The organism is Pontibacter qinzhouensis (genome assembly GCF_008017455.1).
In the GTDB taxonomy this organism is placed as follows: domain Bacteria; phylum Bacteroidota; class Bacteroidia; order Cytophagales; family Hymenobacteraceae; genus Pontibacter; species Pontibacter qinzhouensis.
In genome coordinates this window covers 25,097-44,698 of sequence record NZ_VRTY01000013.1, presented here as the reverse complement: position 1 = coordinate 44,698, position 19,602 = coordinate 25,097, and the positions used below count along the sequence as shown (strand labels likewise).

General features: G+C 49.4%; 15 protein-coding genes and 1 pseudogene. 9 read left to right on the top strand and 7 right to left on the bottom strand.

The genetic code is table 11. From position 1 onward, the window contains the following. Window positions 1–141: 141 nt before the first annotated feature. From FVR03_RS05145 to FVR03_RS05130, 4 genes are all read left to right on the top strand, one after another. The gene (locus tag FVR03_RS05145) at window positions 142–3,576 is read left to right on the top strand and encodes a hypothetical protein (protein ID WP_147920692.1); all 3,435 of its coding nucleotides are present in this window, start codon (window positions 142–144) and stop codon (window positions 3,574–3,576) included. 460 nt (window positions 3,577–4,036) lie between these two features. Continuing rightward, window positions 4,037–5,029 (top strand): hypothetical protein, encoded by a 993-nt coding sequence (locus FVR03_RS05140; RefSeq protein WP_147920691.1) that lies wholly within the window; start codon window positions 4,037–4,039, stop codon window positions 5,027–5,029. Window positions 5,030–5,214: 185 nt separating this feature from the next. Beyond that, the gene (locus tag FVR03_RS05135) at window positions 5,215–7,005 is read left to right on the top strand and encodes a hypothetical protein (protein WP_147920690.1); all 1,791 of its coding nucleotides are present in this window, start codon (window positions 5,215–5,217) and stop codon (window positions 7,003–7,005) included. Window positions 7,006–7,017: 12 nt separating this feature from the next. After that, the gene (locus FVR03_RS05130; RefSeq protein WP_147920689.1) at window positions 7,018–7,677 is read left to right on the top strand and encodes an OmpA family protein; all 660 of its coding nucleotides are present in this window, start codon (window positions 7,018–7,020) and stop codon (window positions 7,675–7,677) included. Between the two features lie 286 nt (window positions 7,678–7,963). Here the strand turns inward: FVR03_RS05130 and FVR03_RS05125 are convergent, their stop codons facing one another. Beyond that, window positions 7,964–8,119, bottom strand: a complete 156-nt coding sequence (locus FVR03_RS05125; RefSeq protein ID WP_147920688.1) for a transposase — start codon at window positions 8,117–8,119, stop codon at window positions 7,964–7,966. 532 nt (window positions 8,120–8,651) lie between these two features. On the opposite strand from FVR03_RS05125, the gene FVR03_RS05120 reads away from it, so the two are divergent. Beyond that, window positions 8,652–9,446: a hypothetical protein gene (locus FVR03_RS05120; RefSeq protein ID WP_147920687.1), complete on the top strand. Its 795-nt coding sequence runs from the start codon at window positions 8,652–8,654 to the stop codon at window positions 9,444–9,446. A gap of 46 nt (window positions 9,447–9,492) precedes the next feature. Beyond that, window positions 9,493–11,337, top strand: coding sequence for a DUF5723 family protein (locus tag FVR03_RS05115; protein ID WP_147920686.1), 1,845 nt, complete (start codon window positions 9,493–9,495; stop codon window positions 11,335–11,337). A gap of 266 nt (window positions 11,338–11,603) precedes the next feature. Here the strand turns inward: FVR03_RS05115 and FVR03_RS05110 are convergent, their stop codons facing one another. After that, window positions 11,604–13,649 carry a M13 family metallopeptidase gene (locus FVR03_RS05110; RefSeq protein ID WP_147920685.1) on the bottom strand — a complete coding sequence of 682 codons (2,046 nt, stop codon included), beginning with the start codon at window positions 13,647–13,649 and terminating at the stop codon, window positions 11,604–11,606. Window positions 13,650–13,956: 307 nt separating this feature from the next. Next, a pseudogene (gene cysC / locus FVR03_RS05105) lies at window positions 13,957–14,514 on the bottom strand (adenylyl-sulfate kinase). Between the two features lie 178 nt (window positions 14,515–14,692). Here cysC and FVR03_RS24920 point away from each other — a divergent pair. From FVR03_RS24920 to FVR03_RS24275, 3 genes are all read left to right on the top strand, one after another. Beyond that, complete coding sequence (locus FVR03_RS24920) at window positions 14,693–14,821, top strand: hypothetical protein (RefSeq protein ID WP_255474065.1); 129 nt, start codon at window positions 14,693–14,695, stop codon at window positions 14,819–14,821. Between the two features lie 97 nt (window positions 14,822–14,918). Next, complete coding sequence (locus FVR03_RS24280; RefSeq protein ID WP_187270046.1) at window positions 14,919–15,095, top strand: hypothetical protein; 177 nt, start codon at window positions 14,919–14,921, stop codon at window positions 15,093–15,095. Between the two features lie 78 nt (window positions 15,096–15,173). Continuing rightward, window positions 15,174–15,389 (top strand): hypothetical protein, encoded by a 216-nt coding sequence (locus FVR03_RS24275; protein WP_187270045.1) that lies wholly within the window; start codon window positions 15,174–15,176, stop codon window positions 15,387–15,389. A 173-nt stretch (window positions 15,390–15,562) separates the two neighbouring features. On the opposite strand, the gene FVR03_RS24915 is transcribed toward FVR03_RS24275, so the two are convergent. The 4 genes from FVR03_RS24915 to hrpB form a co-directional block, all read right to left on the bottom strand. Next, entirely contained in the window at window positions 15,563–15,730 is a 168-nt protein-coding gene (locus tag FVR03_RS24915) for a hypothetical protein (protein WP_255474064.1), read from the bottom strand. 157 nt (window positions 15,731–15,887) lie between these two features. Then, window positions 15,888–16,037, bottom strand: coding sequence for a hypothetical protein (locus FVR03_RS24910; RefSeq protein ID WP_255474063.1), 150 nt, complete (start codon window positions 16,035–16,037; stop codon window positions 15,888–15,890). Between the two features lie 30 nt (window positions 16,038–16,067). Beyond that, window positions 16,068–16,595, bottom strand: a complete 528-nt coding sequence (locus FVR03_RS05090; RefSeq protein WP_147920684.1) for a GreA/GreB family elongation factor — start codon at window positions 16,593–16,595, stop codon at window positions 16,068–16,070. Between the two features lie 200 nt (window positions 16,596–16,795). Further along, a complete protein-coding gene (gene hrpB / locus FVR03_RS05085; protein WP_147920712.1) occupies window positions 16,796–19,351 on the bottom strand; it encodes an ATP-dependent helicase HrpB in 2,556 nt (851 codons plus the stop codon). Between the last annotated feature and the right edge of the window lie 251 nt (window positions 19,352–19,602).

Below are 19,602 nucleotides of genomic sequence, written 5' to 3'. Positions count from 1 at the left end.
CATTAGAATAATTTGTAGTAGAAAGTGAAAATTAGCTTCAATTTACGAAGTTGGATAAAGATCAGTAGCAGAAGAAAGATAGTCTTATATCTTATGTACTGATACTTGTGTCCTTTTATAAAATACCTAAACAGACTCAATATGCCGAAAGTACTTCGTCTTCATAAAACCGGATCTAACGTAGAAGGTTGGGCTAAAACAAGCCAGATAACCAGTACCGAAATTAAAGATATAGTAGATGGTGCAGGTGGCCGGGCTCAGAAGATAAATGCCTCCATTCCGACTCCTTTTGCCCGCATGCACCTCTTCGAAACAGCTTTCGAATTTGTGCGGCAGGGGGTGGCCGATACTAACAGCAGCATCTACCACAAAATGGTAACCCACTTCTGGGACCTGTGGGAGCTGCTCTACAACCACGAAAGTTACGCCCAGGCCGGCAACAAAATTATTGTCAGGCGCTGGAACAAGCACCAGCAACTGGCAGCCATGAAAGCGAACACTGGCACGAACCTGCTGGGCAAAACGCTGGAGCTGTTCCTGAACGACAGGCGCTTCCAGGGCATCGAAGATATCTTCCTTTTTTACTTCGAAACCAGCAACCGGCACATGCAATTGATAGGCGGAACATCACCGCTTACCTTCCTGTTTGTGTCGCCGAGTGTGCAGCCGCTTTCTATTAACAGGGCGCAAAATGGTGGCACTTACTTCGATAACCGCTATGTGGGGCTACAGGAGCGGGCACATGATTTCAAAGAATATGTGCATAAACTCTTTGCTTCCAATGCAGCTTATATTCAGGCTTTTCCGGCAGTGTATGGCTCACTGGACGAAGGCATGCTCCGGAGCCTGGCTATGTCTGGGGCAGTAGGAACCAATGCATTGGCAGCTGACTTTGCGCCTCTTGTAGATTATCAGCAGAACCCGGTGCATGTGGGGCACTTAACGTTCCTGGTGCGAAAAGACCAGACAGCCGTTACGAGCAGCGACCTGTTCCTGCGGCCTACGAACCCGGCTTTTGCAGGCGAACGCCCTATTGTGCTGAAACCGGATCTGCGGCTGGCACCAAACGTGAAATACGTGAACAACCTGGCCTGGCCTGCCAACACCAGCGTAGGCTATTCCGATAGCAAAGCCATTCCGAACCGCTCGTTACCTGGCGTAGGCTTTAACTACCCCTACATCACCATAAACGACCTGCTGCAGGAGACGTTGGTGCAGGTGCCTTACGAGGTAAACACCGACCGTTTCTACAGTGGCACGGTGGTGTACCAACCGGGGGTTACCGAAAAATCATTCAATTACCTGCTGCCCATCACGAGCCTGTATTTTGAGTTTTTTACGGCGCAGGACCTGGCCAACCACCTGACTTTTTACATTGATGTAAACCATGTGCGGGTTACGCTGCAGGTGCCAACGGAGAGTGGCAGCGTGGTGTACGAGCGCAGTTATTACGATAATCCGCTAAACCCCAAAGATGCCAACGGGGAATTGATACCGGAGAAAGGACATATTCTGAAATCAAGGGTAGGGTTGGGTATTTTCCCGTTCTACAAGTTTACCGACGCCACCGCTTACAACGACTTTTATAAGGTGATGCTGGTAGATGAGGACATCGATCCGCTGTTGCTGAACCGGAACCACGATCTGTCGTTTTTTGCGGGCGGCAAGCAACTGGAGGCTGGGGGCGGCATTATATCTGCCACAGCACATCGGCGTACCAAAAAGAGCAACAGCAGCGCCGGCAGCACCTATTACGAAATTAAGGGTACACACTTCGACTTTGCCGAGTTCACACACGCAGGCGTAGACATTTCGGGAAGAGCCCTGATCGTGCCGCGTTTCCAGGAAGTGCAGCAGGGGATACAGAACTTTACTTTTGCTGTGGATTTTGGAACCTCCAACACCCACATCGCCTACACCTCCGGTGCGAACCAGGCTCCGAAAGAGTTCTCCATTACGGCCAACGATCTGCAACTGGTTATGCTCAACAAGCCATCCGACGACCCTTCGCTCACCGATTACCAGCGTTTCCATAAGCGCGGCTTCGGCAGGTTGTTTGCCGTGGAAACACTGCTGAAGCGGGAGTTCATTCCGCTGATCATCGGCTCCGGTGGCTCCTTGTATTCCTTCCCGACCCGCACGGCTACCTGCGAATCGATTGATTTTGAGAACCAGATTCCGAATTTGTTCGGGAATATCAACATTGGCTTTTCTATTAATACCGAAGGCACACACCAGGACCAGTACAAGCAGACCTACCATACCGACCTGAAGTGGAGCGAAACGCTGACCAACACCGGCAAACGGCGCATCGAAGCGTTTTTTACCGAAATTATGCTGCTGCTCCGCAACAAGGTGGTGCTGAACCATGGCAACGTGGCCAATACCAAAATTGTATGGTTTGCGCCGCTGAGCTTCGATGAATATTCGCGCAACATGTTCCAGAACGTGTGGGATGGCGTGTACAACAAAGTATTCCGCAACGACAGAACAACCGTGTGCATCACCGAATCGGTGGCACCTTATTATTTCCTGTCCAGAACGGGTGCTGTGGTGCCAAGCCAGGATGAGAACCTGATAAACGTGGATATAGGCGGTGGTACTACCGACGTATTGCTGTTCACCAACCGGAAACCTTCGCACAGCTCCTCCTTCCGTTTTGCCGGCAACGATTTGTGGGGCGATGGTTTTGCTACCGTAAAAACCAGTAAAGACAATGGCTTGCTGCAATATGGCGTGGCGCATGTGCTACGCATTCCGCTCACCGAAGAAGGCAAAGAGTACCGCAAGTTCCTCGAAACAGCCTTAGATAACCCCGACTTCAGCTCTGCCGATATTACCAGTTTGCTGTTCAGCTACGACAAAGAACTGCACTACAGCTCGCAGCTGTTGCAGGCCCGGCAGCTGCGCCTGATGTTCTACCTGCACTTTGGCGCGCTGATGTACCACCTGGCGCAGCTTGTGAAGCAGCTCGATGTGCAGACACCTCGCTACATCTGCTTCAGCGGGCAGGGCAGCTTGTACATTAAACTGCTGAGTGCCGGCAACAACCTCTCAAATGTGGAGCGCTATGCGAAGCTCGTGTTCAGGAAGGTAACAGGGCAGGAGCCACCGGCCAACTTTAAGCTCGTGTTGGTCGATAACCCGAAACAGGTAACGGCTAACGGAGGCGCTATGGCCCTGGAAGGTACCAACCTCTCCGACCTCACCGACATTCCGATTATTCGTCCGACTGGTGCTGCTACCGAAGAAGACGCGCTGAAGCCGGTAAACAAGAGCCAGATCACCGGCACGCTTCGCCAGGAAGTGCTCGACAACGTAATGGATTGCCTCCAACTCCTGCTCGACGATAACGATGTGGCACCGCTCATGCGCTCTATGGGCGTGGAGGTAGACCCGCTGCAGGTGCTGGACTTTATGAAAGCCAACATGCAGGACAGCCTGACCATGGTGCTGGAAGACACACTCCGAGGCCTGAGCGACCGGGAACTGCTGCCGGAGACGATGTTCTTTATGCCGCTCAAGCAGTCGCTTTACCTCTTGTCGAAAGAACTGTACCAGCAGCAGCAACACTAGCTTTTTAGATGTTAGATGCTAGATATTAGATAATAGATTTTTTTGAACCTGGTTTTGATGTCCGATCTGCTTCGGCCAGACACTCGCAGGAGCTGCGCTCACTGCGAGGTCTTTGCTGCTCATTCTCATGTTAACCATTTAACAATCAGATTATTCTAATAAAATAGGCCTTCCGAAGGTTTTTTTGAGACACGAGGCTGAGGGTGCTTACTGGCAAAGGCTGCTCCCTAAGCTTTTCATTATTTTTAATTTCTAATTTTGAATTTGGCGTAGCCCACTAAATTATTCTGATGAAATTGACCTTCGGAAGGAAATTTGCCGAAAATGGCTCAAGGGTAAAAAGCCAATTTAAATAACGACTTTTGTAAAACGAACCGGCACGAGTGGCAACCAGCTAATTGGTAGCGCTTTCACATGTGGCCTTTTTAGAAAATAAACTTCATAACTAAGCAAGTGGTGTATGGAATACGCATCGATTATAGTGAGCATTATAGCTGTTTTAGTGGCTGTTGTAGCCTTACTCAAAGTAAATACTTACAACAGAGCTTTATCTGGTAAACTGGAGCGGCTGAAAGACCGCAACAGTATTCTGGAGCATCAGCTGAGCGAGATCCGTGGAATGGCCAGCAGAGGGGGTGGCAAGCGCCAGGAGTCTGCTCCTGCGGCTAAACCTGTACAGCAGACTTCACGCGTGATGACAACCGTTCCTGGCAGAACCGCTGATGCGCAGCAGGAGACACAGCAGGCCCGACAGCCCAAAAGACGCAACGAGTTTAAAAAACCGCAGCAAAACGACCAGCCAGAGCAGCAAGCACCGCAACAGCGGTCACGTAGTGTGGCAAGCGATGAGCCTGGTGCTGCAGAAATAAATATTGCCAGTTCTCCAAGGGCCCAGCACAGAGAACAGCGCGAACCACGCGAACAGCGGGAGCCAAGAGGGCAGCAGGGCGAGCAGCGGGAACGAAGAAACCAGCGGGAGCAACAGCCGGACCGTACAGAGCCGGAGTTGGAAAGGCGAAACCAGCGGAATCAGCAGCAGGAGCGGGCAGAGCCGGAGCTTAGAGACCAGCGGGAGCAACAGCCGGAGCGTAAAGAGCAGCGGGAGCAGCAACAGGAGCGCAAGCCGGCAAGAGCCACCAGGCAATATGCCATTATTCCGGAAGACGGTGTTATAAAGCAGCACCAACTGCAGCAGCAACCCGACTCCGACAGCTACCTGGAAGTAGACACGCCGCAAGATGGCAACAGCAACACTACCCGTTACCGCTTCAACCTGTCAGGTAACCAGGCCTTCGTTATCTCTCAGGGAATTGACCGGCTGGAGAATGCCTTCAGCTTCGAAAAACCCTCTAACCGCAAAGTAAGCCAGGTGGTACTGCAAGACGATGGCATTCTGGCCAGAGTCGGTAATGGGTGGAGAATTCAGGAAAAAGCAAAAATCGATTTCAGATAAGACACTTCGTTTTAATTTTGAATGAGTGGATGAGTGAATTACAACTTTGAAAGAGTGATTAAATGGATGAATGAATTCTTACATTATGAAAGAGTAGAGATGTGATTTGAAGATTTAAGAATTTCCAAATCTTCAAATTTTCAAATCTAATATCCACTCATCCACTCATTCAAAATTTAAAAGCCATGGAAGGTATATTTCTCATTGAAAGTATTTTAATCCTGATTATTCTGGGGTACCAGTTGTACGTGTACAAAGGGAACAAACTGAAGATCAGGGCGATTGAGGAGCTGTACCCTTCGGAGCACCAGTTGGCTTTAAAAGAAAGTGTGTTTACGCCAGGCGAAGGTGCTGGCGCTGTGAGTGGAATCTCTGTCAATCAGCAGTGGGAAGAACTGCTGGCGGGCAAGCCGTTTAAAGAATACTCGCTGCTTAACCCGGTGCTCATCAGGGCAATTAAAGTTGAAAAAGATGAAGTCCGGATTGATGCCCGGAACGGGGAGGCGGTGCAGCAGTACAATGTGGCAAAAGACAGGCTGCGGAAGCTGCTCGAAGATGGAAAGATTCTTTTCCCGGATGCTACCGGTCAGCAGCCTCCAACACCCACTGAGGCAGCAGGTCTTAACCAAGAGCCAGTCGCCTTCGATTTGCTGGAGGTAAGCAACCCATCACCTACTTTCAGCAAAATTATCAGGAGCACCAACGAGTACTTGAAACGCAACAAAGGAGCCGCCGCTGATTTCGAAATATTGAAAGATGTGTCGGAGCGGCACTCGGAGTCGTTGGATGCAGAGGTACAGGCTACAATTGCCACACCGTTGTATGTAGGTTTGCTGGGTACTTTTTCGGGGGTAATCATTGGCTTGTCGAGCCTGGTATGGAGTGGCCTCCGGGCACCAGAGGCAGCAGAGGGTGTTGAAACACTCTCTCCTTTCATTACAGATCAGAACATTCCGTCGTTCCTGTTTGGTGTGTTAATTGCCATGGCCGGTAGCTTTCTGGGGCTTCTGCTCACGCTGATGGGGAACCAGGCGCTCAAAAATGCCCGCAGCAAGCGCGACATGCAGAAAAACACCTACTACACCTTTCTGCAGACCAACTTGCTGCCCAAGCTCAACTCCGACATGGCCGCCAGCCTTGGCAACCTGAAGTCGGTACTCGATTCGTTCAACAAAGATTTCCTGGATAAAATTTTAGGTTTCCGGCCCATTGTAGATAGCCTGACCGAGAACATCAGTGTGCAGAAGGAGTTTATTCAGAAGCTGGATGAGATTGGCTTTACGCAAATGGCAAATGCCAACATGATGGTGTTTGATAAGATTAAGGAAAGCGAAAAGCTCTTCATGAACTTTATGAAATACCAGGAGGCCCTGAATCAGTCGGTGGAGAAAGGTGCTGCGCTCACGAACAACATAGAGCAGGTGCTCTCGCGGCTCACAAGCCTGCAGGATGGCTTTGACCAAGTGCCGGGTTACCTCCAGAAACACGACGAATCCATACAGCGGCAGATCAACTTTTTTGGCAGGCACGAGCAGGAACTAACCGACATCGCCAGCCGCACCGAACAGTATTTCGATAAAGCCGCTCTTAAACTCACCGACCTGATGGAAGCGCGCCTGCAACACCAGGAGCGGGATGCACAGAATGCCTACGCCAAATGGCAGGAGCATTTCAGGCTGCTAAACGAAGACAACGTATACCAGCGCATTGTAGATTATATGCGGCCTTTCGAAAACCTGAACCAGCAGCAAAACAACCTGAACACCCAGCAGCGGCAGCTTTCCGACAATATTGGTGTTACAAACGAACGACTCCTTCAGAAACTGGAAACTGACTCCCAGGTTCAGCAGCAGATGCTCCAGCAGCTACGGGAACTGAATGCTTTCCTGGTGAAAAGTGCAGAACCAGGACCAGTGAAGGCTGCTTTCCAGAAGATTTTTGGAGGCAACAGCAGCAGCAATCGCAGAGTTGGTTAACCAGGCAGGCGCATGAGCAAAGAGAACAGAGACTTTTTCTGGCCCAGCTACGTGGACCTCATGACGGTGCTTTTCATCGTAATGCTGGTGCTGTTTGTGCTAAGTTTTAAAATGTTCCAGAGCAAAGACTACGAAAACCGCAACACGCTTGCCCGCCTGGAGGTACAACTGGAGGAAAAGAAAAAGCTCGATGAAATTAAAGCCGCCCTGTCGCGCCTCGATGCCAAGTATTTTCAGTACAACGAAAAGTACAAGCGTCACGAGTTGCTGGTAAACGTGCTGTTCGAGCCTAGCCGCGCCGAAATACCGCAGGTGGCGCTGGCACCTTTGCGCCGAGCAGGAGAGGAACTGAGTCAGGTGCTGAACTCCATTGAGGATGACGATGTAAAGTACCTGATCGTGATTGACGGCCGCGCTGCCAGCTACCCTAAAGGTGACCTCCGCAACATAACCGAGCGCGACTATGCCCTGGAACTGAGCTACCGCAGAGCCCTTGCGCTGCTAAAGTTCTGGCGCAGTGCCGGCATTAAACTACCCGAAGACAAGATTGAGCTCATCGCCTCCGGCAGTGGTTTTGAAGGAGCAGGCAGAACAGGCGACGAACGCGACCGCCGTTTCATCATCCAGATTCTGCCCAAGGTGGGAACACTGGATGTGAAGCAGGTAAAATAGCAGAATTCAGGCCACTGGACCCTTGAGGCAAAACAGGCTGAAATACTTTTGAAGGCCATTTTTATTGGAATAATTGCTGATAGCTTACATGGTTTATTTGTTGTTCTGCAGAAGAGCAGCAAAGACCTCGCAGCTCCTGCGAGCGAATTATGGGCGTCGCAGAAGAACAGTTTAGAACCATTTCAGGAAAACCAGCAACTACCCTTGAGGAATTGCAATGTTTTTCGGAGACTTTTTTAGGCAGCCACAGCTTGGTCGAATAACAGGTTTTCATACTGGCAAGGTGTCAGTTACCTGATGGCGAACTTTCCTTCTGCCGCCATTTGCTCAGCCGGGCAGGATCGATTCCTAACTCCTCGGCTACCTCTTTTACTGATCCCATCGCATAGGAAAGGTCAATCGCCATCCGTTTGAAGGAGGCGTCAAATATACGTCGTTCCATCTTAGTCAAATGTAAGTATTAAATTAAATCTGCCTTAAAAAGGTCTCCAAGCAAAGGTAGTAACTCCACGTCTAACCTGTAACAAGAGGTAAGTATATGGAGTCTGATCAGAAACTTAATTCTAAGCTCTTCCTGTTTAAAACAATTTAATATTGAAAATACCCAGAACTGGGTATTGTAGTAGCCAGCAATAATTTAAATATTTGTACAAAATATTTAAATTATATAATAATTAAGAGTCGTTGACTTGCTCAGTATATTATTAAGGCCGGAAGTTTAATAACCATCTTTCAGAGTAAATCAATAATGAGCTAAATCAATTCGAAGCCCTCTTTGTATAGAAATGTATTGCTGCAAGCCTCTAAACTAGAATTGCAATGGGCTTTGCTGTTTCTAAGTAATTGGGAACGGCTCTTAGATACATTTAATCCTCGATATGCTAGGTTCTTTATAAGAACACGGCAGGTATAAGAACTACAAAATAACTCATAACAGCATCTCCAAATTAATTTACAATACTTATAACTTCTTCATGAAACAAAATTTACATTTTTTTCTTCTTTTCGGACTGCTCATGTTGCTTACAGCTTGTGAGGAAGGTGTTTTGGGGCCTCGGCAAACTGTTTGTCTTGAGGTAAGGCAGGAAAATAATTCTGGTTCTACTATCGATAGGCAATATAACAACCAGCAGCTTTCTGAAATATATGTACTTCAAAATGGAAATATCCAGTATTACAACCAGTTCTTTTACAACGACAAGGGCCAGGTTATAGAAAACCAATATTACAACCTGCAGAATTCCAACGAGTCTCCACCTGAAATTATAAGCTATAACGAGAAAGGGAATTGGATTAAGTCTTCTTCTACCTACGCCAATGGTGATGAAATCTATTACATAATTGAATATAATGCACAGAATCAGATGAAGAAGCTAACCTCTTCTTCTAGAAGGTCGGGTGCAGTTACATTAAACTTTACGATTGAGTACGAATGGGAGGGAAGTAATAATGTTAAACGCACGTATGTTTCTTCTGCCATGCGGCAGGTGATTGTGTACGAGTTTGACCTGAACCGGCAAAACAAGCGGCGTAAGGAGCAGGAAAAAATTGCGTTTATGTCGTTAACTGTGGCTCATAACAGGAACATGTACCGAAGGCAGACCACTACCACCACCGACATTGCCTCCGGAAGAGTTACAGAAACGGTATCGGACTTTTTATATGAATACAATAGCCAAGGTTACCCTTTGCAGCTAACCCGAACCAGTACCACAAATGCTGCCGCGCCTGTTACCAATACCACTTCATTTTATTACGACTGTGAGTAGTTTTCGATTGCTCATGTATCCTACTCAACTTCATAAGCCGCGTTATATGATTCGATATATACTTTTTTCGTTAGTACTGCTGCTGCCTTCCTTCCGGATGCAGGGCCAACACACACTAGGTATGGCAGGCAGTAATTTTGCCGGTAGCCATGCCACCTTCCTTAATCCCTCCGCTATTGCCGACTCGCGATATGGTTTTCATCTTAACCTGGCAGCTGGCCACCTTACATTTTCAAACACTTATTTTTATAATACCGGACCCAATGTGCAACTCAAAAGCCTTCTACTGCATGGTGGGAAAAAAGTAGTAGAGGGCGATGAGCTGGGTAGTCAGTCTTATTTCCAGGAGCGGCTCGACGGGAAACATAAAATGGCGCACTACGGTATAGAACTGCGTCTGCCTTCGGTTATGCTCAAACTCGGCTCACGCCACAGCATCGCCGTAACAAACAGGTTTAGAAGAGCTGCGCACGCTAATAATGTTTCTGAAGACCTTGCCCGGGCTATCGGGTTTGGCATAGGAAATAGTGCATTACAGAACACTCCTTTTACAAACAGCGAAGCCTATTTTAACACCAATGCCTTTACAGAAACAGGCTTTACCTATGCCCTTGTTCTTCATTCGCAGGAGCAACGGTTTCTGAAGGCAGGCGTTACTATCAAAAAGTTAACAGGTATGCATACAGCACACCTGCTGGTTTCGGAGGCGAACTACAATCTGCAGCGAACACAATATGACGAGTCTGTTATGCAGTTTCAACAGGGGAGAGCCAGCCTCGGCTACTCCGGCAGCAATTATAGCACAAAAGTCAGAGACTTAGTAGATGCATTTAAAGGAACCAGCATGCCTGGCTCTGGCTGGGGAATGGACGTTGGCTTTACGTATGAGCACCGGCCTGATTATGCCGCCTATCAATACACAGTTAATGGAAAAGAGCGAACTGACCACGGAGAGAATAAGTACAAATACCGCATTGGAGCCTCTTTGTTAGATGTTGGCAACATAACCTACAAAGAGCCGGGGGTGCGCCTGTATGAAGTTGCGCGTCAGAACTTAACAATAGGCAGCTACACATTTGAAGGTGTAAACGTGAACCAGCTGGGGCCAGTATTAGAGGAGGCTCTTGAAGTGCAGGCAAGTGAGCGTAAAACAGAAATTGTATCGGGCCTGCCTACTGCTCTTCATCTCAACTTCGACTACCGGCTAACGCGTAACGTGTTTGTAAATACTGCTGTTCTTCAGAACCTCAGGGGTAAAGAGGCAATAGGGATGCGCCAATACTCTGTGCTTGCCGTTGCGCCACGCCTGGAAGGGCGAAAACTGGAGTTAGCGCTACCTGTCTACCTCACCAACAACTACCGCGACCTGGCACTTGGCGCCATGGTACGTTTTGGTCCGTTTACTGTTGGTTCCAATAACCTGAATGCACTTCTTTCGAGCAATAAAGCTGTAGGCCCGGACCTCTACTTCGGGATGGGTTTTGGCATTGCTACTGGCGGAAAGCGGCAACGAATAGAAGATAAAGCCAGGAAAAGGGCAGCAAAGGAGCAACGGAAAGCATCTAAGGCCGGTCTGAATTCTCCTGCTGTTCCGACTCCGGGTTCACCTGCCGAGCCAATAAAAACCGCTCCTGCTGACTCAGTTTCAGGTGTAGAAAGGAAACAGGTTAATGTGCCGGTGGAGGAGCCCCTTACCATCCCAACGGTAACGCCGTCAGAAACTGAGAATATGAAGGCCATACCGGAAGCAGCTCCAGAACCTGAGTCAGTTCCTGTGCCCGAGCCTGAGCCAGTTCCGGTTATTAAAATTGAGAACAGCAATGAGTCTGAAACGGTAAGCAGCTTAGATGCTACACTGGTAGAAACACCAGATTCCAGGACAAGCTTTTGAAGCAGAGTAGCAAACAAAACCTATCGATGATTACACAACTCATTTTTCCTTTCTGAGAAGGGTAATCGAGGATAAAAATTCTACTTATAAAAAAAGAACCTGTTCCATTAAGAACAGGTTCTTTTTTTATAAGTACCAGCACAATTTATATTTATACAATCTTATAGGATCTGTTTCATTTAAAACATTGATAAGCAGAGCAATGAATTAATATAAATCTTGTGTCGTGATACTTGTGTCCTGTTATTTAAGCTGATAAATAATCGTTACCAGATCTTAACGCGCTTCTCCGGAGCAAGGTAAAGCGAGTCGGTTGGTTTAACATTAAAGGCCGTATAGAATTCCGGAATGTTGCGGACGACACCATTTACCCTAAATTCGGCAGGAGAGTGCGGGTCGGTGTTTACCTGGTTGCGTAGCGACTCTTCACGGGCTTTGCTCAGCCATGCCTGGCCCCAGCCAATTAACACACGTTGCTCTCCAGTATAACCATCCAGAACCGGGGCCTCTTTACCATTCAGGCTTTTTTTGTAGGCTTTCATGGCAATGCTTAAACCACCCAGGTCGCCAATGTTTTCGCCTAAAGTAAATTCTCCATTTACGTTCAGGTCATCAAAAACCTTGAACTCGTTGTACTGAGACACCAGAGCACCGGTTCTCTTTTTAAATTCCTGCTGGTCGTTTTCTGTCCACCAGTTTCGCATTACGCCATCTCCATCAAAGGTGCTTCCCTGGTCGTCGAATCCGTGCCCAATCTCGTGGCCAATTACGCCGCCAATGGCACCGTAGTTTACGGCATCCTCGGCGCTCATATCGAAGAAAGGAGGTTGCAGAATGGCAGCCGGAAACACAATCTCATTTAGTGGTGGGTTATAATAGGCATTCACCGTTTGTGGCGTCATCATCCATTCGTCCCGGTCAACTGGTTTGCCAAGCTTGTTTATATTGCGCTTGTACTCAAACTCGGTAGCACGTTCCATGTTGCCATACAGGTCGTTCTTGGCCACTTTAAGGTCGGAGTAGTCGCGCCACTTGTCTGGGTAACCGATTTTAGGCGTAAACTTGCTGAGCTTGTCCAGCGCCTGCTTTTTAGTGTCTTCGCCCATCCAGTCAAGCTCCTTAATACTCGATTCGTAAGCTTTCAGCAGGTTGTCGACCAGCGTGAGCATACGTTCTTTGGCTTCGGGCGGAAAGTGTTTTTTTACGTAGACTTTACCTACAATCTCACCCAGGTTGTTGTTCACCTCATCTACCGCACGTCGCCATTGCGGACGTTGCTCTTTTGTGCCATACAGTGTTTTGTTATAAAAATCGAAATGCTCCTGATCCAGTTCTGAGTTAAGAGCTGTGGCAGAACTGTGCACCAGGCTCCATTTCAGGTAGTTTTTCCAGGTGTCGAGTGGCGTGCTTTTTACAATGTTGTTAAGTGCCTTTGTATAATTTACCTGTGTAATCACGATGCTGTCTACCTGCTGCACCTCTGCTTTTTGCAGCATGGTATTCCAGTCAAAATCAGGCATCAGGGTTTTCAGGTCTTTGGTCGCATACTTGTTATAGAGGCCTACAATGTTGCGGGTTTCCTCTTTTTTCATGTGCTGGGAGGCGAGCTTGGTTTCCAGGTCCAGAATCTGCGAAGCCTTCGTAGCACTGTTTTCGATGCCGGCAATCCGGAGCATATTATCCACGTGCTTCACATATTTTCCCCGGATGTCTTTCGATTTAGCATCGTTCTGTAAATAATACTCCCGCTCCGGTAAGCCCAGGCCGCCTTGCCAGGTGTAGAGCATATATTTTGTAGGATCTTTGAAATCTTCCATTACGCCAATGTTGAATGGAACCATATTGCCCGAACGGTTAGCATAGGCAAAATAGTCGGCCAGTTGGTTCTGATTGGTAATGGCATCGATCTTACTAAACTCAGCTGCGAGAGGGGCTAAGCCAATAGAATCCCGCACCTTGGTGTTCATATAAGATTCGTAAAAATCGCCTATTTTCTGCTCGTCTGAGCCATCGGTAAAATTTCCGGAAGCAGCTTCTTCAATTATAACTTTTACATCTTCCTGAGCCTTATCGTTCAGCATATGGAAAACTCCAAAAGACGATTTATCAGCTGGAATCTCGGTATTTTTGGCCCAGTTGCCGTTTACAAACGCCGTAAAGTTGTCGCCTGGGTTTACGGTGGTATCCATGTTGGCTACCAGAATACCGGACTTCAGTTCCCGGCTGGTTTCTTTTGAATTGTTACAGGCCGTCACCCATAACAAGGAGGAGGCCAGTAGCGGAATCCCGTAGGATTTTTTGATTTTTAGCATAGTTTATGATGAATGTTTTAAACTTAGGTGAAGCTACTTTTAACATGGCTTTGGTTTGCCCTGTTCAGATAGTATATTAAGAGTCTAATATAATCAGAATATTACAGTTTTCTAAAACCAGCACCTTAAAATTAAGAACGAGGTGTGAGAGGACTAATACCCCAGACTGTTGCCGTAGCTCCAGCCTTAAATCGTTATGTAGGGAAACACTAAAGTCTTTCTTTTACCCTTGGCAGTTTTCTTATTAAAATCCTTCAGAAGGCCATTTTCATTAGAATAATTCACCCACTCATTCACTCATTCAAAATTAAAAAACCGCCTGTGGCAGTTGCAGGTGCCTGAGTTGTGGCTCCACATGCCGAATGAGCTTCTGTAGCGATTCCTCTATCGATTCGGTATCTGTCTGCAGTTCCAGGTCGGATGCTGTAGGTGCTTCGTAAGGGGAGCTGTTTCCGGTGAAGTGCGGAATAAGACCGCTCCGGACTTTCGCAGAAAGGCCTTTGGTATCGCGCTGCTCGCATACTTCCAGGGAGCAATCTACAAACACTTCTGTTACTCTGATTTCTCAAGCAATCTGTTTTATAAGGTTTCTTTCTTCTTCGTAAGGCGAAATAAAGGCGCACAATACAATTAAACTAGCATCGAGCATGAGTTTAGCTACTTCTCCCACACGCCGCAGATTCTCTTTCCTATCCTGTTCCGAAAAGCTGAGGTCTTTGTTTAACCCGTTTCGCACATTGTCGCCATCCAGCAGATAAACTTTGTACCCTTTATGGAACAGGTAGTACTCCAACTGCAAAGCCAAGTTGCTTTTACCCGAACCCGATAGCCCTGTGAACCACACCAGCCGGGGCTCCTGTTGCATCCGTTGCTTTCGCTTTTCATAACTAACCTCCGATTGTTGCGGGAAAAAGAAGTGCATGGGCGTTACGTTTGGGTTTACTCATGAATAAAGATAGCTTCTGAATGAAATATTGCCTCCTTGTACGCCAAAACCCGGCAAGAAGTCGTATAGGAGGCAGATAATATTTTAGTCGTACTCTATGAAAATACTGCAAGGCGCCTCCCCAAGTGCGGCAACTTCTGGCTGTAACAAATACTACAGCAGCTATTTCAGACAACCGGCCACGACACCACCAGCTTTATTCAACGGCAACCAATTTATGAGCTAGCCAAAACCTGGGACCTGAACTCCCGAGCCAGGCCGACATCGATGCGCTGGACATAGCAGACCTGCACTACAGCTACCGCATCAGCAGTATTTTCAGGATGCCGGTAGAGAACCTGAAAAGTTACCTTTCTCAAACCAACCACGTCTGGACACGCTCGCCCATCTGCAAAAGTAGCGGAGAACTGTTCAGCCACTTCCACAAGAAAGTATACATTCTGCGCGACCGTGCCCTATCGGCGGCTAAGTATTACACCTCGGCTTATATGCTGAAATAGTACCCACAGGAGGAGAAAGATCCAAAAGCTTTTCTGAAGAAAAACTTCGATAAACTGCTGCACGAGTGGGTATGGCACGTGTACGATCACCTGCGCCTGAGTCAGCCCTACAACATCCACATCGCTTTTTACAAAGGTTTCCTATTCGATTTTAAGGAGGAGCTGGACCGGCTGTTGCAGCACCCTGGCGTTGAGCTAAGCCAGACCGAGCGGCAGGAAATGGAGAAAGCCATACACTTCGACACGCTGAAAAAAGAAAATCCGAAGCACCTTAAAAAAGGCGCCTCCGGCTAATGGATGGATCAGCTAACGCCAGAGCAGGTAGAGAAGGCCGCAGACCAAACGTTCCACAACCAAAGCTAACGGTTCTCGCCCCCAAGATCTTTACATGATGACAAACTAAAAGTGGGAGGGGAAATTTTTGGGACATGATAAATACGCTGTAGTATAACACCTTCATGCAACTTTTACCATACCCCCAGCTGCCGGCCAACTGTTTTTAACTGCCCGATGTGGTAGCTGTTGTGGTGAAGCGCCGTCATGTCAGCCCAGGCAATGGTTTTGCCATTTTGATGCACTTCAAACAGCTGCTGTTCCGGGTTCCGCACAACAGCTATAATTATCCTGAAGTTCATTCTCGAAGTCCCTGATGGCCTGTTGCCACTCCTCATCGCTGGCAGGTTGGTGGTTTTCGGGCCAGTGCACATCAAGCCAGACTTCCTGGTTTTGCTGCGGGTTCTGCATGAACCGGAGCAGGGTTTGCTGCCGTGTCCGCAAGTGGCCCAGTAAGATTCAGGCAGAAAAATGAAGCCCATCTAACAGAATAGCGGCTTTTTTATAATCAAATGCACGGAGCAGGATCACGTTTGGAGCGAATCCGCCAGTTAGCAGCTCCACCAGGTGCTCCCGCAGAAGGGTATCGGGGTGAGTTCGGGTTGTCATGTAGTTAGGTACATAAATCTGAGGTTAATATCAAGCCTGTTGTTCGTAGGCAATAGCGGTTACTTGCACTTCTTCTTCGGAGCGGCCAAGCCGTAACGTAACTGTCTGGCCTACGCGTGCGCCGGAAACTGCTTTTGCAATGGGCGCAACAAATGCTATTAAGCCATCTGTTACAGAAGCTTCGTCTACGCCTACAATCTTAAATGTTCGGGTGGTGCCGGGTTTGCCCCCTCGTATGGTTTTAAGAGAAACGGTTGCTCCGAACCGGACTGCATCGGGTTGCTGCTCCTGTGGCTCAATTACTTTTGCGCTGGCGATGCGGGCATTTAAATCGCTCCGCCTGCCGTTCAGGATGCTCAGTTGCCTGGATCTGTTGGCTTCGTCTTCGCGGTTTGCTTCTACTTTTGTCCGCTCTGTTTCCAACTCCTCCAGCTCCTTTCTGAGTAAGGCCAGGCCACGCGGTGTTACATAGTTTGGTATGCCCGCTGGCAATGCCGCTCGCGGTGGGATCAGGGGCGGTTCTCCTGCATCATCTTCTTTTACAAATGCTCTGCTCATAGCCTCTAAAACGAGGCACTGCAGGTGCAGGTTGTTCTAGCCTGAGAAGCATAATAAGTCTTATGATTTTTCTAATGATTTTGCCCTCCAGAAGCATTTTGTCTGATTTTATGCTAAGGGTGCGAGCTGCAGAAAAAGTACCAGCTGAAAAAGGCAGAGTAGCGACATCAACTTTTAACTCATAACTCATAACTCTTAACTCAATTAAGCGGATTTGGTCTTTTCTTAGTACCTCGGATGGGTGTGGCAGAAAGTGGATCATCGGGCCAGTGGTGTTTAGGGTAGCGGCCGCGGAGGTCTTTGCGCACGTCGAAGTAGCCGGTGGTCCAGAAGCTGCGCAGGTCGCGGGTAACCTGTACAGGGCGGGAGGCAGGAGAGAGCAGGTGAATGAGCAGTGGTACTTTGCCACCGCCAATCCGGGGCGTGTCGAGCATTCCGAAAACTTCCTGCAGGCGCACCGCCAGCACTGGCGTGGTAACATCAGAATAGTCGAGGGCGATGCGGGAGCCGCTGGGCACCTGCAGGTGCGATGGCGCAAGCCGGTCCATTTCCTGCCGCTGCTCCCAAGATAAATCAGCCAGCAGCATCTCATTAAAATCTAGTCTTGCCACCTGCTCCAGCGAGCGCAGGCCCAGCAGGTGCGGCAGAAGCCAGTCCTCAGCAGAAACCACCAAAGCTGCTTCCGATACATCGGGCCAATGCTCCGGTGCCAGCTGGTGCAGGAAAGCCAGCCGCTGTCGGGTATTTTTTGCCAGCTCCGACCAGGGTAGCCGATCAATTCCTTTTTCCAGCAGGGCTTGCAGCAATGCTATTGCCACCAGTTCCTGGTCTGGTTGAGCGAGGGCAGTTTCTTCTAAAACCAAGGCACCTAATCGGGTAAACTGCCTGGCAACCACCCGTTCTGTGGCAGCATCCCAACGGACTTCCTGCAGCTTCTCCAGTTGCTGCGCGAAATGGGTCAGGATGTCGGCTTTGGCAACAGGGGCAGCCAGCAGCACACGTGGCTGCCTGCTTAGGTCGAGGTGCGCCACGGCGTAAAAAGTTTCTTCGGCAAAGAGCTCTGTTGGCAAAGCAGCCCGCTGACCAGTTATAAGCCGCAAACGCCCGGATGATTCCCGTTGTGCCAACCTGTCGGGGTAGGCTAGGGCGGTGAGGAGCCCTACCGCCTCCGGCTGCGACGGGCTATCCGGCAGGCGCATGCGCTGACGCAGATTACGTGCCTGCTCCCGCACCCGCCGTAGCGTGTTCTCATCCGCCGTGAAGCCTGGTGTATGCGGTCGCTTACCTGCCAGTAGCTCCAGGCGCAGGTGTAGGTCCGGTAGGCCGTTTACGTTTGAAAAATCCATGGGTTTTAGAACATCGCGTTCCGAGAGCAAGGCAGCCAGGTTACAGGCGGTGGTACCGAAGCCAAGTTCGTGCCCGCGCATAACCAGGTGGCCCAGGCGCGGGTGCAAGCCCAGCGAAGCCAGCGCTTTGCCATGTGCCGTGGGGTTGCCAATCGTGTCAATGGCTTCGAGGCGGCGCAGCAGGTCTTGTGCCAGCGCCATGGCAGCTGCAGGCGGTGTGTCGAGCCACTTCAGGTCCGATGCCTCTTTTGCTCCCCAGAGTGCCAGTTCCAGGGCCAGGCTGCTCAGGTCGGCTTCGCAGATTTCGGGGTCTTGCCGGAGCGGCAGCTGCTGCTGGTCGGCCAGTGTCCAGAGGCGGTAGCAGACACCGGGCCCCAAACGCCCGGCACGGCCACGACGCTGGTCGGCAGCCGCCTGCGAGACAGGTTCTGTAACAAGCGTGGTGAGGCTGGTGCGAGGCATAAATTTAGGCGCACGGGCAAAGCCGCCATCAATTACAACTTTTACACCTTCTATGGTTAAGCTTGTTTCAGCAATGCTGGTAGCCAATACGATTTTGCGTCTGCCTTTAGGGGCCGGTTGTATGGCAGCTAACTGTTTCGAGAGGCTCAGGTCGCCGTGCAGCAGGTGCAGATCGGTGTTGGTCGGTAATTTTTCTTCCAGCTGCTCTGCCACCCGGCGCATTTCGCCCATTCCCGGTAAAAAGACTAAGATATCGCCTTCCTGTTCTTTTGCTAGTGCTTGCCTGATGGCTTTCGGTACCAGGTTGGTCAGGCGTTGGGCAGGTCTTGTGCCGGCAGCAGCCACTTCGGCAGGAGAGAGGTATTGCGTTTCGACCGGGTAAAGGCGCCCCTCGCTCCGGATAACGGGTGCTTCTAGCCAGTTGCCAATGGCGGCGGCATCGAGCGTGGCGCTCATAACGAGCAGGCGCAGGTCGGGGCGCAATACGGCCTGCGCATCGAGGGCCAGGGCCAAACCCAAGTCGGCGTGCAGGCTCCGCTCATGAAATTCATCGAAAATGATGGCGGCAACACCTTCCAGTGCCGGGTCTTCCTGCAGCAGGCGCGTCAGGATGCCTTCGGTTACGACTTCGATTCTGGTCTTTTTAGAAACGGCACGTTCCATACGAACCCAATAGCCTACTGTTTGACCAACCGGTTCATTTAGCAAGTCGGCCATGCGTTGTGCCGCGGCTCTGGCAGCCAGCCTTCGTGGCTCCAGCACCAGTATTTTTCCATCGTTTCGCCAAGCCGACTCCAGCAGGGCCAGCGGCACCAGGGTGGTTTTACCGGCACCCGGAGGCGCTTCGAGCACAGCACGTTCGGTGGTGTCGAGCGCCTGCAGCAGCCGGGACAGGGCTTCTTTTACGGGCAGGTCGGGCAGGTTCTGGAACAGGTCTGAAGTTGGCATCACACCTCAAAAATCGGAATTCTTTTTGAGATTTGCTTGGTGGTGGGAGGTAAGGACCATGCAATTTTGAGAGATTTTCACAGTCATTCTGAGCTGGGGGCGGAGGTTTTCGATTGTCGAAGAATCTATTTCATGCCGTCTTGTACTTACTAAGTCATCAGTTAAAAATAACTGCCTGGTTTAATCAAGCTACCTAACTGCAAAAGAACAAGCAGATAGGCTTCGATACGCTTTTTTGCCGACTGTGAAAT

Bases quoted from the DNA above. Each gene is read 5' to 3' on its own strand.
- FVR03_RS05140 (WP_147920691.1), top strand. From the start codon at position 4,037: ATGGAATACGCATCGATTATAGTGAGCATTATAGCTGTTTTAGTGGCT.
- hrpB (WP_147920712.1), bottom strand. From the start codon at position 19,351: ATGCCAACTTCAGACCTGTTCCAGAACCTGCCCGACCTGCCCGTAAAA.
- FVR03_RS05120 (WP_147920687.1), top strand. From the start codon at position 8,652: ATGAAACAAAATTTACATTTTTTTCTTCTTTTCGGACTGCTCATGTTG.
- FVR03_RS24920 (WP_255474065.1), top strand. From the start codon at position 14,693: ATGAAAATACTGCAAGGCGCCTCCCCAAGTGCGGCAACTTCTGGCTGT.
- FVR03_RS24915 (WP_255474064.1), bottom strand. From the start codon at position 15,730: ATGAACTTCAGGATAATTATAGCTGTTGTGCGGAACCCGGAACAGCAG.
- FVR03_RS05130 (WP_147920689.1), top strand. From the start codon at position 7,018: ATGAGCAAAGAGAACAGAGACTTTTTCTGGCCCAGCTACGTGGACCTC.
- FVR03_RS05090 (WP_147920684.1), bottom strand. From the start codon at position 16,595: ATGAGCAGAGCATTTGTAAAAGAAGATGATGCAGGAGAACCGCCCCTG.
- FVR03_RS05135 (WP_147920690.1), top strand. From the start codon at position 5,215: ATGGAAGGTATATTTCTCATTGAAAGTATTTTAATCCTGATTATTCTG.
- FVR03_RS24280 (WP_187270046.1), top strand. From the start codon at position 14,919: ATGCCGGTAGAGAACCTGAAAAGTTACCTTTCTCAAACCAACCACGTC.
- FVR03_RS05110 (WP_147920685.1), bottom strand. From the start codon at position 13,649: ATGCTAAAAATCAAAAAATCCTACGGGATTCCGCTACTGGCCTCCTCC.
- FVR03_RS05145 (WP_147920692.1), top strand. From the start codon at position 142: ATGCCGAAAGTACTTCGTCTTCATAAAACCGGATCTAACGTAGAAGGT.
- FVR03_RS24910 (WP_255474063.1), bottom strand. From the start codon at position 16,037: ATGACAACCCGAACTCACCCCGATACCCTTCTGCGGGAGCACCTGGTG.
- FVR03_RS05125 (WP_147920688.1), bottom strand. From the start codon at position 8,119: ATGGAACGACGTATATTTGACGCCTCCTTCAAACGGATGGCGATTGAC.
- FVR03_RS05115 (WP_147920686.1), top strand. From the start codon at position 9,493: ATGATTCGATATATACTTTTTTCGTTAGTACTGCTGCTGCCTTCCTTC.